A 15,348-nucleotide genomic window follows, 5' to 3' on the forward strand; every position below is an offset into this window, starting at 1 on the left:
ACACGGGACCACGCATCCATTCGCACAATTCGGTGCAGTTCGCGCGAACGGCACAGCTTCGTGGGCTACGGTTTTTCGGGGCGAACCAGCCCCAAAGGAAAGGCAGCATGCGCGCACGAACCCGAATCGCCCTGGCGTTGATCGCCCCGGTCGCGCTGCTGGCGTTGGCCGGCTGCGAAGCAGCGCCGCCCACAGCCGGGGTCTCAGCGAGCGCGTCAGCCTCACCTTCGCCCTCTGACTCGCCGGCGACCGGGGAACAGCCGACGCTGCCGTTGGAAAACCTCACCTTCGAGGCCGGAAACAGTCTGCCGGCCGACAGCCTTCCCCAATTCGGCGAGAATCTCTCCGGAAACACGGATTGGCAGGTCTCCTCCCCCGATGACGGTACCGGCAGTTGGGCCTACACCAGCTCAGACGGACTCTGCCAGGCGCTGTTCAGCCAGCACCGCCTCGACGAGAGCGTGCCCACGATCGCCGATGACGACAGGGCAACGACGGATGCCCTACTCAAGCACCTGCTGAAGCTCAGCCCGGAGGAGCTCGCCACCGGTGTCATCGACGGCACGGTCGGCTACGGCGAGCTCGGCAATGGGTCCACCACGGATGTGCGTGCCGTGGCGGCATCCAACCCCGACTCCGGCCAGTGGTTGATGGCAGCCCGTGCGTTCGCCGCAGCAGGAATCGGACTGTCCGTCGATCTGGCCTGCAAGCCCGGCGCGGACTCCCCGCAGGTCTTCGGCGAAGTGCTCGCCGGAACGACCGTCGTGGTGCCGCCTGCTCCTGCGGGCTAGAGGGATCGCATCACAATCGCCTCGAAGGCTCCGCAGGCGTTCGTCAGTGGGCGCCGCCGAATTCACCGAGGCCGGTGAGCACGGCGCGGCCGACCGCGTGGAAGTTCAGGTTGAAGCTCAGCACGGTCGGCGTCGACTGGGGGTCGACGTCGAGGTGCGCCACATCGACCGCGTGCACCACAAAGATGTAGCGGTGCACCCCGGTGCCCTCGGGGGGACCGGCACCGTAGAAACTGGTCAGCCGGGCCTCATTCGGCAGGGTCACCGCCCCTTCGGGCAGCAAACCACTGTTCGGGCTGCCCGCGCCTGTCGGAAGCTCGGTGACGGATCTCGGGATGTTGAACACTGCCCAATGCCAGAAGCCAGCCCCTGTGGGGGCATCCGGATCGTAGCAGGTGACGGCAAAACTCTTAGTTTCGGCCGGGAACCCGCTCCAGCTCAAATGCGGCGAAATATCCGACCCACCCGACGAGGCACCGAACTGGGCCGCACCCAGTGGTTTGCCATCGGTCACATCGTTGCTTGTGACAGTGAATGACGGCACCGGGCGCAGGATCGCGAGCGGGTCGTGGCTGTGCGGGTCGTACGCGGTGTTCTGTGACATCGGGGCTCCTTGTGAATCCGTTATCAACTCAGGTTCTGGATGTATTGAAGTTCTGGGCCAGCTGAATGGCTGCATATGCTGCCCGGCTTCGCCATCCAGCCTAGCCAGCGCAGCAGAGTGAGCGCGTTGGGCATCCTTCCGGGAAGCCCCGGTAAAATCGGCAAGTGGCAATCTCCAAGATCCTGCTCTACTACGCATTCACCCCGCTGGCCGACCCCGAGGCGATCCGGCTCTGGCAGCGCGACCTCGCGTCCTCGCTCGGTCTTCGTGGTCGCATCCTGATCTCGAAAGACGGCATCAACGGAACCATCGGCGGTGAACTGAACGCCGTGAAGCGCTATCTGCGCTCGACGCGCGAGTACGGCCCGTTCCGTGACCTCGACGCGAAATTCAGCGATGGCAGCGGCCTCATCGAGGAGGCCTGGCGCGTCGCCGCCCAACCCACCGGCTCGGCAACATTGAGCCGTCTGGTCAGCACCGATTTTCCCCGGTTGAGCGTCAAGGTGCGCGAGGAGATCGTCAGCTTCGGCGCCCCGGACGAGCTCGAAGTGGATTCGGGCGGGGTGGTCGGCGGTGGCATCCGGCTCTCCCCAGAACAGGTGAACGAACTGGTCGACCAACGCCCAGATGCGGTCTTCTTCGACGGTCGCAACCGGTTCGAGGCCGAGATCGGCCGGTTCAAGAACGCCATCGTGCCCGACGTGGACAACACCCGCGAGTTCGTGGCCGAACTCGATAGCGGCGCCTTCGACCACCTCAAGGACAAACCGGTGATCACCTACTGCACCGGGGGCATCCGCTGTGAGGTGCTCTCTGCGCACATGAAAGCCCGCGGCTTCAGCGACGTGTACCAAATCGACGGCGGCATCGTGCGCTACGGTGAGGCCTTCGGCGACGCCGGGCTCTGGGAGGGGTCGTTGTACGTGTTCGACGAGCGGATGTCGCTCGACTTCGGTGAGAGCCCGGCTGTGCTCGGCACCTGCACCCGCTGCGAGGCGCCGACCAAGCACATGCAGAACTGCGTCGAAACCGCGTGCCGCACCCAACTGGTGGTCTGCGAGCGGTGTGCACGCACTTCTGTCGCCTGCGAGGATCACGCGGCCCGACCCAGCCCCGGCTCGCCCACACGTCGCGCTGAAGCGGGTCTGACCGGGACTACGCCCTAAACTGGCCGGGCGGCACCGTGCGTTCGATGCCGCGCATCCACGACGGATAAGGAGCCTGATGACCGCCGGAGTTCCCCTGCACTTCAACGCGCTGTCCAAGCGGTTCGGTGATGTGGCCGCCGTGAAAGATCTGACCTTCACCGTTGAGCCGGGCAGGGTGACCGGGTTCCTCGGGCCGAACGGTGCCGGCAAGACCACCACAATGCGGATGCTGCTCGGGTTGGTCACCCCCACGGCGGGCACCGCCACCTTCGACGGCATTGCCTACCGTGACCTGCCCTCGCCGATGACGACGGTCGGCGCCGCCCTGGAGGCCGCCAGTTTCCATCCCGGTCGCTCAGCTTTCAATCACCTGGCCGTGTACGCGCGTGCCGCCGCGATCCCGCTCGAGGCGGCCCGGGTTGCACTGGAACGCGTCGGCCTGGCCGAATACGGCTCGCGCCGGGTCGGCGGCTACTCGCTCGGTATGCGCCAACGCCTCGGCCTCGCCTTCGCCCTGCTCGGCGACCCCGGCGTGTTGGTACTCGATGAGCCGGTCAACGGCCTCGACCCGGAGGGCATCAAGTGGACGCGTGGGTTCCTCAGGCACATGGCCGATGAGGGCCGCACGGTCATGGTCTCCTCACATCTGCTCAGCGAGGTGGCACAATCCGTCGATGAGGTGGTCGTGATCACCCACGGTGAGCTCGCCCACACCGGGCCGCTGTCAAGCCTCGACATGACCGAGACTCGCGAGGTTCTGGTCGATGGGCCCGATCGGGGTTCGCTCCAGAATGCGCTCACCGAGGCCGGCTACCTTGTGAGCGAGCTTCGCAGCGGGTTGCTCGTCAGCGGCGCAGAGGCCAGCGACGTGGGCCACGTGGCCTTCGCCGCCGGTGTGGAGTTGAGCGCACTCAGTCAGAAGCGGTCGGGCCTCGAGGACTCCTTCCTCGCCCTGGTCGGCGAGGGGGGATCGCTGTGAAGAATCTCTCATCGGCCCTCGCGTCTGAGGTGGCCAAACTCGTCTCGGTTCGACTGTGGTGGGTGCTTGCCCTGATCATGGTCGGCTATGTCGCAGTTGTCGCTGGCGGCCTCGCCACCGTGTTCGCCGGCATCGAGACCGGCAAGATCCCCGGGGGCGAGGCCCACGGGCTGCCTCCAGGGTTCCCACTGACCACGACCGTCTACAGTTTCGCGACGTCCATCGGCTATGTCTTTCCGGTGCTGTTGGGCGCCCTGGCCGCCACGGCCGAGTTCCGCTACCAGACGCTGACCCCCACTTTTCTGGCCGATCCGCGCCGCGGCCGCGTGCTCGTCGCCAAGTCGCTCACCCTGACCGGTTTCGGTGCCGCCTACGGAGTGATCGCACTGGTCGGGTCGATGGCTGCCGGCGGGCTGGCAATCGCCCTCTTCGGCCTCGACCCGGCGTTCCTGTCAGACGAGGTGCTCACCCTCATTTGGCGCTCGATCATCGTGATGGCTCTCTGGGCGGCCATCGGTGTGGGCCTCGGCGTGCTCGTGCCGAGCCAGGTCGCCGCGATCGTGATCGTGCTGGCGTTCACCCAGTTCGTGGAACCCCTGCTGCGCACCGCGGCCGGCTTCATCGATTGGCTGGAACCCTATGGGAAGTTCCTGCCCGGTTCGGCCAGCGATGCCCTGGTCGGCTCCAGCGTGTTCACCATTATGGGTGGAAGCACCGCGCAACTGGAGTGGTGGCAGGGCGGCCTCGTTCTCCTCGGGTACGCCGTGCTCGCCACGGTCGGGGGCTTCTTCACGAGTTGGCGCCGCGACGTCACCTGACCCTCGACCCGCACCGGGCAAGTCTCGTAAGGTATGACCATGACAACGTCGACGAAGAGTTTTCGTGCAATTGTGGTGGATCGATCGCCTGACCGCCAGAAGGATGCGGGTTCAGAAGGCGGTGTCGCCGAGCTGCGCACCGTCAGCGACGACCTGTTGATGCCGGCATCCACCCCGGGGTCGGTCGCCATCGATGTGGAGTACTCGAGTCTCAACTACAAAGACGCCCTGGCCCTCACCGGCCGGCCAGGGATCGTCAGCTCGTTTCCGTTGATCGCCGGTATCGACCTTGTCGGCCGTGTCTACTCCTCCGACACCCACCACTGGAGCGCGGGCGACCTCGTCATCCTGAACGGCGCCGGCCTGGGTGAGCGCAGCCACGGTGGGTTCGCCGAGCACGCGCGTGTGGACGGCAAGTCACTGGTCCAGCTGCCGAGCGGCCTCACCTCCCGGCAGGCCGCGGCTATCGGCACCGCCGGACTGACCGCCCAGTTGAGTGTCCTGGCGCTCGAGCGGAATGGCGTGATCCCGGCCTCCGGGCCAGTTGTTGTCACCGGCGCCTCCGGAGGCGTGGGCAGCATCGCCGTGGCCCTGCTCGCACACCGCGGCTACCGGGTGATCGCCTCCACCGGACGCGTGGCGACCGAGACCGACTTCCTGCGTGGGCTCGGTGCCGACGAGGTGATTGACCGTGAGGAGCTGGGGGCGCCTGGCAAACCCCTGCAATCCGCTCGCTGGGCGGCCGGTGTCGACACGGTCGGCAGTCACACCCTCGCCAACGTGCTCGCCCAGACCAGATATGGCGGTGTGGTCACCTGCTGTGGGCTCGCCCAAGGCGCTGACCTGCCGGCCTCGGTACTGCCATTCATCCTGCGCGCGGTCAGCCTCGTGGGTGTCAATTCGGTGGATGCACCACTGAAGCTGCGTGAGAACGCCTGGCACCGGCTGGCCTCTGACCTCGACCACGATGCGCTCGACAGTGTGACGAGCGAAATCGGCTTGGGCGAGACCCTCGAGGCTGCAACACAGCTGCTGGCGGGCACGCTCCACGGTCGCACCGTGGTCGACGTCAACGGCTGAGTGGCTCGAACCTCACCCTCGGTGTTCGGGGATCGCGCGACCGTCAGTCGTTCGTGGAGCCGGTGTCGAAAACAGTCGCGTGGTCGGTCTGGTCGTCTCCGGCCAACCGCAACGCGTGTACCAGCTCGCCGGCAAGCGCGGTGCTGATGATCACGCGCTCGAATTCGCCGCCCTCGACATCGATCACCACTGAGGTTCGGGAACGCTTGACCAGCATGAAGTCTTTCCCACCGTGGAACTTCCAGGTGCCCACCGCCAGATTCAACGGCACATGGATGCCGGGAGCACGGATGCCCCGCAACCAGATCCACGGGTCCTGCGTGATCGTGGCCGCACGGATCCCCTTTCGGGTGATCACAATCGGTTCTCGCCTGAGCGCGAGCGCCTTCTCCATTTTCGACAACTGAATTTCCAGCTTGTCGGGGTGAACGCGCACGATTGCCATATCTCTAGTCTGCCCGACTGTTTCCGGTTCCGGAGAGTAGTTTCGTCACATTGCGCACTTCTGTGGCCGGAAGCTCAGTTTCAGCCAGTTTGCTCGGCCACCAGATCCGGCGGCCGATGTCATAGCTCAGCGCGGGCACCAGTAGCGAGCGCACCAAAAAGGTGTCCACGAGCACACCGAACGCGACGATGAAGGAGATCTGGGCCATGAACAGAACCGGAAGCACACCGAGTGCGGCAAAGGTGGCGGCAAGCACGAGCCCGGCCGACGTGATCACCCCGCCGGTTACCGAGAGTCCTCTCAAGATTCCGAGGCGTGTGCCGAACATCGTGGACTCCTCGCGCACGCGGGTCATCAGGAAGATGTTGTAGTCGATTCCGAGTGCCACCAGAAAGATGAAGCCGAACATCGGCACTGACGGGTCGGCGCCGGGAAACCCGAACAGGTGGTTGAACACCAGTGCAGACACTCCGAGCGCGGCCAGGTAAGAGATCACGACGGTGCTGATCAGGATCAACGGCGCCACGATCGACCTGAGGAGCAGCATCAGAACGGCCAGAATGACCACGAGAACCAGCGGAATGATCAGGTTGCGATCGTGCACGGATGCGGTATTCGTATCGAGCGCGACCGCCGTGACCCCGCCCACGAGCACGGTCGAATCAGCGCCGACCGACGACAGTTCGGTGCGCAGGTCGCGCACGGTCTGTTCAGCCTCGGCCGAGTCCGCGGCGGCATCAAGGGTCGCCTGCAGCAGCACCTGCCCGTTGACAACGGTGGGCTGGCTTGGAGGGCTGCCCGGCTTTCCGAGCTGCTTGATGCCCGCCTCATCGACCGGCAGTGTTCCCGACTTCGAATCGGAGGAGATCACGTTCACGCTCGTCACGCCTGCGGTGCCAAGCACAGTCTGCGCGATCTCATCGAAGTCAGCCTGCTGGCCGATCATGACCGCTGGGGTGCCGCTTCCCGCCGGGAAGTGCGCGGCGAGCACCGCCTGCCCGTCGCGCGCCTGAGACGCTCCCAGAACGAATTCGCTCGAGGGAACGCCATCTGCCTTCAATTGCAGCATGCCCAGCGATGCGACCAGGAGCACCAGCGTCGAGACGACCCAGATCAGGCGCGGCCGCCTGGAGATCATGGCCCCCAGCTTCGGCCAGACGCCCGCGGCCCGGCGCCCGACCGTGGCCGGATGATCGGAGCCGAACGCGGGTCGGATCGGCCAAAATGCGGCCCTCCCGGCCCACATCAGCAGGGCGGGCAACAGGGTGAGTGCACCGAGGAGCGCGAACGCTATCCCGATCGAGGCGACCGGGCCCAGGGCCTTATTGGAGTTGAGGTCGCTGAACAGCAGGCACATCAAGCCGATGATGACGGTTCCGCCGGACGCGAGAATGGGCTGCCATGACCCCTTGAGCGCCGCCCAAGTGGCCTGCCAGGTGCCTTCGTGGTCGCGCAGGGCCTCCCGGTACCGGGCAACGTAGAGCAGCGAATAGTCCGTCGCGGCACCGACCACCAGGATCAAAAGGATTCCCTGGGTCTGCCCGGTGAGCAGCACGATTTCGGCTTTGGCAAGCCACCAGACGGTCACGATCGCGGCCGTGAGCGCCGCCATGCTGGTGCCGAGCACGATGATGGGCAGTAACGGTGACCGGTAGACGACGATCAGGATGAGCAGCACAGCGGCCAGCGCGACCAGGAGCAGCATCCCGTCCAGCCCGCTGAAGGCTCCGCCGATGTCGGCGGAGAGACCGGCGGGCCCCGTGAGGTGGGCGGAGAGTCCCGCTGGGGTCGAGGAGGCAAGATGGGCGCGAACCTCGGCGACGGTGTCGCTGACTTTGACCGTGCTGTCCATCGGCACGAACACTTCGACGGCCTCGCCGTCGGTCGACCGGATCGGCGGCGAAACCGCGCCGGGGGCGACACCGGCAACCTCGCCGAAGACGGCGATCTGATCGTCGATCGCACTCATGTCGGTGTCAGTCAGGCCGCCGTCACGTTGATACACGACGATTCCGGGGATCAGGTCGCTCCCACGAAACTGGGTCTGCAGCTCCTGCACCTGGGTGGCCTCGGCACCGGCTGGGAGGTGCTGGGCCGCGTCGTTGCTGGACACCTCACTGATCTTGCCGAAGTAGGAACCTCCCATCGAGAAGGCCATGAACCAGACGAGGATCAACGCGGCGGGGATGATGATCCTCAGCCAGCGGGGCACGGTGTGTCGCGAGCCCGCCGTCGTCGAGGACGACGGGATGCGCCCATCGGGCAGGTGACGGTCTGGAGTATGCGGACGGTTGTGGGAGGGCGTGGCGGGTCGGTGCGGCATGTCACTCTCGGGGAAGGCGCCGAGCACACGAAACTGCCGCGGGCGTTCGGCGGCACGTCGGTACTAAGGGCTGGGCGAATGGGTGTCATTCCACGCTATTGGCACCCTGCCGAGCACAACACCATCGAAAGATTGAACCCCGGGGCGACCCCGCCCGGCAAGCACCGGCGACGTTCAGTCGCGCGTGGTTGCCGCCTCGATCACCGCGTCGATCAACGACGCGACACTGCGGCGAGCGGCCACGGTGTCGACCCGGAGACCCACGTTACGGGCATCCCTCGCGGTGCGCGGTCCGATGCATGCGATCAATGTCGATTCGGGGATGGGCGAGAGTTGTTCCAACACCTGTTCCGCGACGCTGCCCGATGTGACCAGGATGGCATGGATCCGCCCCGCCGCCACGTCGCTCAGCACCTGTGCCCCGACCGGCACCCCGATGGTGCGATAGGCGACGACCTGCTTCACGTCATGGCCGATTCGAATCAGGCCCGGCGTCAATACGGGCGTGGCGGCCTGCGAGCGCAGGGTGAGGATCTTCAGGGGAACCACACCGCCCGTGGCCTCTGTCCATTCGGCGAGAAGTGCTCGTGCGGTGTTGTCTTCGCTCGGCACCAGGTCGACCGTGTAACCGGCCGCGGTCAAGGCGCTCGCCGTGGTCTCTCCCACCGCAGCTATCTTGGTGCCCTCCGGGACCACCGCCCGATGAGACGACAGCACATCGACGGTCGTCGCACTGGTCACAGTGACCCAGTCGAACTCTCCGGCGGCCAGTTGAACCAGTGCGGCCTCCAGCGCCGGCGCATCATCGGTCTGCGCAAAATTGATCATCGGCGAGACCACCGGACTGGCCCCGTTGGCCCGCAACGCGGCCGCCACGGCATCGCCCCACGGGCCCCCGCGGGGTACCAGGACTCGCCAGCCCGACAGTCTTTTCGGCAACGAGATCGCGCCGGTGGCCGCCACTGCGAGCGCGGCCGCCTCAGCGGCATCAACCGAACTCATGAATCACTCCTGTCGACGTAAACTCCGCCGCGCCGTTGCGTATGAGGTCATTGGCCACGCTCGTTCCGAGCGCTTCGATCGCCACTTTGGTGGCCGCCGGACTCATCCCGTCCAGCACCACCCCGTGGGAACTGGTGATCTGCTTGCTGCCGGCCCCGTCGTACACGGTGGCGCTCAGCAACAGGAGGGATCCGTCGAGGATCGCGTACACGCCGAAGGCCGCATCCGTGTGCTCCTCAAGCCGTTCTTTCACATGACGCTCGGCGGTGGCCGTCGCCCGGGTTGGGCGGTGGTCGAGCCGGGCGAGCAGCGCCCGGATCAACGACACCTGAACGAAGTCGTGCTCGCGCACCTCGATTGCGAGCGCACCCTGGCCCGCGCCGGTCGGCCAATCGGGCAGCTCCAGAATCTCGCAGGCAACCTGGTCGAGCAACTCGAGCCGGGAGAGTTCAGCCACCGAGACCACGGCAGCATCCAGGCTGCCGGTGGCCACCATCTCCAGCAGCACGCCGGCGTCGTGTTCCGCATCGATGACTTTCAGATCATTTCGGATGGCCTCGAGTTGGGCGATGCGGCGGGCCGACTCCGCTCCCACCCGCGCCCCGGGCGGTAGCTCGGCGAGCGTCAACCCGTCACGGGCGCACACCGCATCTCGGGCGTCCAGACGCTGCACGATGGCACCCAGGCGAATCGCGCGTGCGGGCTCACTCGGAAGGTCGACCAACGCGTGCACGGCCAGCGTGAACTCGTTGTTTCGAAGAGCCTCACGGATCGCGGCAACGCACGCACGCGGAGAATGGGAATGCGCACCGGTCGCCTCTGGGCGCACCTGACGCGATGAATCTGCCGTGGGTTCCGCCTGGATCGTCACCAGTTCGATCCGGCCCCCGGTGATCCGACGAATCTGGTCACCGAGTGCGGTTGCGCGAGCCTGTGCGAGCTGCCCCCCACAGGTGCCGATGCTCAGCACCGGTTCGCTCGGCGCAGGGGTGATCTCGGTCTTATCGGTCACAGAACCGACCTCGTGCACGTGGCAGGCACACCGAGGATTCCAGAGAACCGGGCGTGTCACAAACACCCGCCGCCCCGAAGTGAATCGAGTATGTCATTTCTCCATCATCCGCTCTTGCTCCGGCCAAGACAAACGCAAACTGCTCCTCGCCCCCCGGATTGACGCAATGTTGTAAAAACGCAACCTGAACGACGCGGTGTCCGGCGCCAAAGATCCTCACTTAATTGATCTCGAGTTTTCTGTTGCGCTCTTGCCGGAAATCCAGTGCGTTGTACCCTGAATATGCGATGGCTTCTATTGCTCGATCGGCGGCCCGAGAGAGAATTCTCCACACCGCCGACCGCCTCTTTTCCGAACGCGGGATTCGTGACGTTGGCGTCGACGAACTCGTTGCCACATCGCGCGTCGCGAACGCGACGTTCTACCGCCACTTCCCGTCGAAAGACGAATTGGTCTTGGCGTTCTTGGTGCGATCGGGCGAGATTCGAATGCCCGGAACAATCGTGCAACAGGCGTTCTCGCTCGAGATGAACAAGCGCGAACAGTTTCTGAGCATCTTCGACGAGCTCGACTCGTGGTTTCGGGGCCCGGATTTCGGCGGAGACGCCACCATGAATGTGTTGATTGAAATGGGGCCGCAACACGCTCTCGGCAAGGCGAGTCTGACCCAGGTGGTCTGCCTCTTCCAAGTCCTGCGAGAGCAGGCCCGCAACGCAGGGTTCCATGATCCTGACGATTTCGCCTATTCATTCCAGATCTTGATGCGGGGGGCGATCATCGCCGCGCAGATCGGCGACATCGATGCGGCGAGGCGCAGCAAGGTTTTTGCGGGTTGGCTCCTCGATCATCAGAAGGTGTGATCAGTCGTCGAGCAATCCCTGAAGCTCGGGGCAACGAAGCATGACCAGGGCGCGGGCTTCAAGCTGCCTGATCCTCTCCCGGGAGACCCCGAAGATCTCGCCGACCTGACTGCACGTCATTGGCTCGGCGTTCAACCCATAGCGAAGTGTGATGATTCGTGACTCGCGTTCGGGCAATCCTTGAACCCGTCGCCGGATCTCCTGGTCGCGCAGCGTCACATTCACTTCTTCGTCGACACTGATCGCATCGGTGTCTTCGATCAGGTCACCGATCTCCGACACGGAGTCATCAGACGCCGACATGTGCAGCGACACCGGTTCACGGTTCGCCCCCAAGAGTCGAACGACTTCTTCGACCGAGAGGTCAGCCTCTTTCGCGATCTCCTGAACGGTCGCATCGCGGCCGAGAATGCCGGAGATGTCTCGTCCGATGCGTCCCAGCTTGTTGATCTTCTCCATGGTGTGCACGGGGATCCGGATCAGTCGGGCCGAGTCGGCCAGGCTCCGGGTGATGGACTGTCTAATCCACCACATTGCATACGTGGAGAACTTGAACCCCTGACGGTAGTCGAATTTCTTCACCGCCCGGTCAAGGCCGAGGTTTCCCTCCTGGATGATGTCCATGAAAGGAACCCCGCGCCCGGCATATCTCTTGGCGATGCTGACGACCAGTTTCAAGTTGCAACAGATGAAACGCTGGTGAGCCTCCACCCCCTCATGGGCGATCTGCCTCAACTCACGCAGGTAGACCGGCGGCAGATTTCGCTCCGTGGCGATCTTCTCCTCCGCCATCAGGCCGACTTCAATGGTCTGAGCGAGTTCGACTTCGTCCTCCGCGGTCAACAGCGGATATTGGCCGATCTGATGCAGGTAGTCGCGGACCGGGTCTGTGCTCGCGCCGACGATTGTCAGTCGCGGCCTGTCCGACCAATCGGTCTCGTATCGATCCTGCTGATTATTATTGGGTACTGAAACTGCGTTCGACATCTGCACACCTCGGGTAAATAGGTAGTTCGACGATTACGCACAGGCACGGCAACGGAGCTCTCAACCGACATTGAGAGTCGGGAGCGAAGGGCTAAACAACCGCGAATCAGATATCCCGACAGGTTCAACTTGGCCTGTGGCCGATTGTCACGCAGGGACCAGGCTCTGACAATCAAAGAAACACTCAAGCACACGACCCATCTTCAGATCATATGCACGGATTCAGGTCATATGCACGAATTCTGGAGCCAACCCGAAACCGAACTATCCCCACAGTAGCACCGAGAGAGAACGGTCGCTCTCTTTTTTTTGACGGCTCTTCACACACCCCGACAAGTGTGCGGCTACCTCCGGAAAGTGCGCACTCCCAACCAGACCAGCCCGGCGCCGAGTGCCGCCACACCGGCCGCTCCGGCGATCAGGTATTCGGGATGCCGGCGACGCAGGATCTTCAGGCGCCGCTGTCCGTCGTGAACCAGGCGCTTCGCCTGGGTGACCGGGTTCAGTCGGGCTTCGATCTCGTCCAGCGTGCGTGCCAACTCTCGCCTCGCCGACTCGGCATCCTGCGTCAATTGTGCTGGGCTGCGCGCGATCGTACGCGCGGCGGCCTTTGCCTCGGCATCGGTTCTGGTCTCCGTCGCGGCCCGCAGTTCTGCGGCCTCGCGATCGGCGGCCGCGGCCTGCAGCTTGGCCCGGTGAGCGTCGTCCAGCGACTGCTGCGACTTCTTCTTCGGGTTGATCGGGGATTCAGTACTCATAGCGGCCTTCACCCTTCAACGCGTGTACATCCTCTTTCAAGCCTTCTATGGCTGCAGTGGGCACCGGCGGCACGCCTTTCTTCAGCAACCGCACCCCCACCAGTCCGATTATCGCCGCCAGAACGAGCAACGCGACCCCGATGATCAGTGCCGCCAGCCAGGGCTGGAACACCAGTGTCAGGGCGAGAATCGCGGTGGCCACCAGAGTCGCGAACGCGAAGAAGGCCAGCATCGCGGCCAGCACCAGCATCCCCACGCCGATACCGGCGCTGATCGCCTTGGCCTTCAGCTCGATTTTGGCCTGCTCGACCTCGATCTTGACCAGGGCGATCAATTGCGCGGGAAGCCCTGCGACCAGTTGGAGCAACGAGGGTCTCTTACCCATCGAACGGTCAGGAGTCATGCGGTGGTCCTCCTCAGTCTTCACTAACGGTGTCGGCGATCAGGGCCGATCACATCGAGGGTTCGTTCGTGCCGGTCTGGCCAGTCGTCTTCGTCCCGGAAGCGTCTGTTTTGGAAACCACGGCGACAACTACTTTCTTGGCGCCCTCGTACATGCTGTCTGCGACGTCACCGACCCGCTCCTTCGCGAATTCCTGCGCCTGGTGCATCCCGCGCTGCACGGAATCCGTCTCCCACACGTTTCGCGCGGCCTTGCGGATCTGTTCGTAGCGCTTGCGGCCGGCACGAGCCCCCAAGACATACCCGACGGCGATTCCGGCGATAAAGACTAGCTTCTTCATTGGTCACTCCTCGTGGGTGGTCGCTGCCTCATCTGGCAGCCGCCTACGTGTGGCATTTACTACGGTACCGTCCAGCGTAGTCTCACCGGCCACTCACTTCACAGCGACGGATGAAAGCCGCTGCGCACCAGCACGCCACGAATTCCTGATGCCGCGGCCTCGGCGTGGGCCACTTTCGCATCCAGCCCTGTGCCAGACAGCCAGTCTCCGGATACCGCAATCCCTGGGTGAGCGTCGACGGCGACCTGGAAGGATTCGATCCGAGCCGTCTGCCCCTCGGCGGCGGGGGACGGCGGATGAAGCCGCCGCTCCGATATGGCACTGACCACGGAATCAGTCTGCAACTCGATTCCGAGGATACCCGCGACCCGGTCACACGCGGTCGCGGCCTCCGCGGCGTCCAACGCGCGGGCGGGCCGCGGCCAATGGACGTCGTCCGGGGTGATCTCACCCTGCACTTCATCAGCCTCGTCCGTTCGTGGCATGAAGGTGCGCGTGATCAGGCGGAGGCAGTGGCGGTTGCCGGCTCGCCGCGCTGTCAGATGGTGCAGCACCTGACTGGTTCGATCGGAGAGGGCAACGACCCCGCGGCCTCGGGGTGCGCCATCGAGTTCTGGAGCATCGACTACCAGCGTCGTCACCTCGTCTCGGTGCGATTCGGGCCAACCGCGCCACGCCGCACCGAGCAGGTCTCCTGCCAACGACCGCGCCCTGGCCCGGTCAACCGCGAGAATCACCGCCCGAGCCTCTATCTGGCTGCCGTCGGCGAGGTGCACCCGCCAGCGGTCGACGCCAGCGGAACCCGTGATTTCGTCGACTGCGACCACCCCGAGATCGGGGCGGAGTGAGCCGCCGAGAAACCGAACGCTTGAGGCCAGCGCGTCAGTGACCGGGAGCAGGCCGGCGTCCAGGACGGCGAGAAAGCGTGCGCCGGACGCGGCCGAGAGGATCTCCGTGACGCCACCGGAGAGTGAGCCCTGCCGTGTCATCGCTGCATTCAGCGCGGGCGAGGCCGCGCCCACCAGCACGGTCTCAGGATCATCGCCAAGTTCGGCCGCGACAATAGGAGCCACCAGTCGCTGCCAGACCTCCGGCCCCAGGCGCCCGCGCACCAGAGCCCCGAGATTCGTTTCCCGGCCGATCGTGAGGATCGGGCGCAGCCGGTCGAGGTAGGCACGAAGGGCACCCCTCCGACCCAATACCCGAGCCACATCGGTGGCGAGGGGGGAGGCAGGAATCCCAGCGAGGGTCGCCTGTGGAGCAGGCATGACATCGGACCCCGACTTCAACCACCACGTGTCCTCCGTCTGCGCCCTCATGAGGTCGCCCAGACCGAGGTCAGCCACGAGAGCCGCCATCGCGCCATCGCCCTCGAACTCCTCGGCGTGGAGATCGTCGGCTTCCGGCGGTACAACGGTGGCCGAAGTCGCGCTATCGGTGGCAGCGTCGGCGGGCGTCGGCGCCAACCCGTCGGACCCAACGTCGACGACGACCGGAGGAAGCCCGCTGGTCACGAGAACCCGAGCCCCGATCCGGGCGCACTCGCGTGCGGCGACGAGCCCGGCCAGTCCCGAGCCGACGATCACGACATCTGCCCTGAGCACGCCTGGCTCGGTTCCGGGCGAATCCTCAGCCAAGCGGATCTCTTCGTTGGCGGTCGTCTCTTCGTTGGCGATGGAGGCGTCGGGGTCAGAGTTCACCCTGCAATTGTCGCAAACTTCGAGATGGGCCCTGCCGGCTCCCCTCGGTGTGCTGCCAACGCTCGCGCGTCGGGCTGCGGGGCGGGTGCATACTGATT

Annotated in this window: 16 protein-coding genes; 6 read left to right on the forward strand and 10 right to left on the reverse strand. The window is 65.0% G+C overall.

The window, feature by feature from the left end; translation table 11 throughout:
* Nucleotides 1–107 precede the first annotated feature (107 nt).
* On the forward strand, nucleotides 108–791 hold the full coding sequence (locus DL891_RS13740; RefSeq protein WP_111721013.1) for a hypothetical protein: 684 nt from the start codon (nucleotides 108–110) through the stop codon (nucleotides 789–791).
* Nucleotides 792–834: 43 nt separating this feature from the next.
* On the opposite strand, the gene DL891_RS13745 is transcribed toward DL891_RS13740, so the two are convergent.
* The gene (locus DL891_RS13745; protein WP_111721014.1) at nucleotides 835–1,395 is read right to left on the reverse strand and encodes a YbhB/YbcL family Raf kinase inhibitor-like protein; all 561 of its coding nucleotides are present in this window, start codon (nucleotides 1,393–1,395) and stop codon (nucleotides 835–837) included.
* Between the two features lie 164 nt (nucleotides 1,396–1,559).
* On the opposite strand from DL891_RS13745, the gene DL891_RS13750 reads away from it, so the two are divergent.
* From DL891_RS13750 to DL891_RS13765, 4 genes are all read left to right on the forward strand, one after another.
* A complete protein-coding gene (locus tag DL891_RS13750) occupies nucleotides 1,560–2,561 on the forward strand; it encodes a rhodanese-related sulfurtransferase (protein WP_111721015.1) in 1,002 nt (333 codons plus the stop codon).
* Nucleotides 2,562–2,619: 58 nt separating this feature from the next.
* On the forward strand, nucleotides 2,620–3,522 hold the full coding sequence (locus DL891_RS13755; RefSeq protein WP_111721016.1) for an ATP-binding cassette domain-containing protein: 903 nt from the start codon (nucleotides 2,620–2,622) through the stop codon (nucleotides 3,520–3,522).
* Complete coding sequence (locus DL891_RS13760) at nucleotides 3,519–4,340, forward strand: ABC transporter permease (protein WP_111721017.1); 822 nt, start codon at nucleotides 3,519–3,521, stop codon at nucleotides 4,338–4,340. Before DL891_RS13755 ends, DL891_RS13760 begins: the two co-directional genes overlap by 4 nt.
* A 159-nt stretch (nucleotides 4,341–4,499) precedes the next feature.
* Nucleotides 4,500–5,420 (forward strand): MDR family oxidoreductase, encoded by a 921-nt coding sequence (locus DL891_RS13765; RefSeq protein ID WP_198668919.1) that lies wholly within the window; start codon nucleotides 4,500–4,502, stop codon nucleotides 5,418–5,420.
* A 43-nt stretch (nucleotides 5,421–5,463) separates the two neighbouring features.
* On the opposite strand, the gene DL891_RS13770 is transcribed toward DL891_RS13765, so the two are convergent.
* From DL891_RS13770 to DL891_RS13785, 4 genes are all read right to left on the reverse strand, one after another.
* Nucleotides 5,464–5,865 (reverse strand): hypothetical protein, encoded by a 402-nt coding sequence (locus DL891_RS13770; protein WP_111721018.1) that lies wholly within the window; start codon nucleotides 5,863–5,865, stop codon nucleotides 5,464–5,466.
* Between the two features lie 4 nt (nucleotides 5,866–5,869).
* Entirely contained in the window at nucleotides 5,870–8,077 is a 2,208-nt protein-coding gene (locus DL891_RS13775) for an MMPL family transporter (protein ID WP_368665635.1), read from the reverse strand.
* A 285-nt stretch (nucleotides 8,078–8,362) separates the two neighbouring features.
* Entirely contained in the window at nucleotides 8,363–9,190 is an 828-nt protein-coding gene (locus DL891_RS13780) for a uroporphyrinogen-III synthase (RefSeq protein WP_111721019.1), read from the reverse strand.
* Entirely contained in the window at nucleotides 9,177–10,202 is a 1,026-nt protein-coding gene (locus DL891_RS13785) for a hydroxymethylbilane synthase (RefSeq protein WP_157962513.1), read from the reverse strand. The genes DL891_RS13780 and DL891_RS13785 overlap by 14 nt, the downstream gene beginning before the upstream one ends.
* A gap of 287 nt (nucleotides 10,203–10,489) precedes the next feature.
* Here DL891_RS13785 and DL891_RS13790 point away from each other — a divergent pair, with 287 nt between their 5' ends.
* Nucleotides 10,490–11,062: a TetR/AcrR family transcriptional regulator gene (locus tag DL891_RS13790; protein WP_111721021.1), complete on the forward strand. Its 573-nt coding sequence runs from the start codon at nucleotides 10,490–10,492 to the stop codon at nucleotides 11,060–11,062.
* Here DL891_RS13790 and DL891_RS13795 read toward each other — a convergent pair whose 3' ends face one another.
* The 5 genes from DL891_RS13795 to DL891_RS13815 all read right to left on the reverse strand — a co-directional run bounded on the left by DL891_RS13795 (nucleotide 11,063) and on the right by DL891_RS13815 (nucleotide 15,250).
* A complete protein-coding gene (locus DL891_RS13795; protein WP_232819180.1) occupies nucleotides 11,063–12,049 on the reverse strand; it encodes a sigma-70 family RNA polymerase sigma factor in 987 nt (328 codons plus the stop codon).
* A gap of 344 nt (nucleotides 12,050–12,393) precedes the next feature.
* Nucleotides 12,394–12,807 (reverse strand): DUF3618 domain-containing protein, encoded by a 414-nt coding sequence (locus DL891_RS13800; RefSeq protein ID WP_111721022.1) that lies wholly within the window; start codon nucleotides 12,805–12,807, stop codon nucleotides 12,394–12,396.
* Nucleotides 12,797–13,210 carry a phage holin family protein gene (locus DL891_RS13805; RefSeq protein WP_111721023.1) on the reverse strand — a complete coding sequence of 138 codons (414 nt, stop codon included), beginning with the start codon at nucleotides 13,208–13,210 and terminating at the stop codon, nucleotides 12,797–12,799. The genes DL891_RS13800 and DL891_RS13805 overlap by 11 nt, the downstream gene beginning before the upstream one ends.
* A 49-nt stretch (nucleotides 13,211–13,259) precedes the next feature.
* Nucleotides 13,260–13,550, reverse strand: a complete 291-nt coding sequence (locus tag DL891_RS13810; protein ID WP_111721024.1) for a hypothetical protein — start codon at nucleotides 13,548–13,550, stop codon at nucleotides 13,260–13,262.
* A gap of 98 nt (nucleotides 13,551–13,648) precedes the next feature.
* Complete coding sequence (locus DL891_RS13815; protein WP_198668912.1) at nucleotides 13,649–15,250, reverse strand: NAD(P)/FAD-dependent oxidoreductase; 1,602 nt, start codon at nucleotides 15,248–15,250, stop codon at nucleotides 13,649–13,651.
* Nucleotides 15,251–15,348 lie beyond the last annotated feature (98 nt).

Source organism: Homoserinimonas sp. OAct 916 (genome assembly GCF_003260275.1).
Lineage (GTDB): Bacteria > Actinomycetota > Actinomycetes > Actinomycetales > Microbacteriaceae > OACT-916.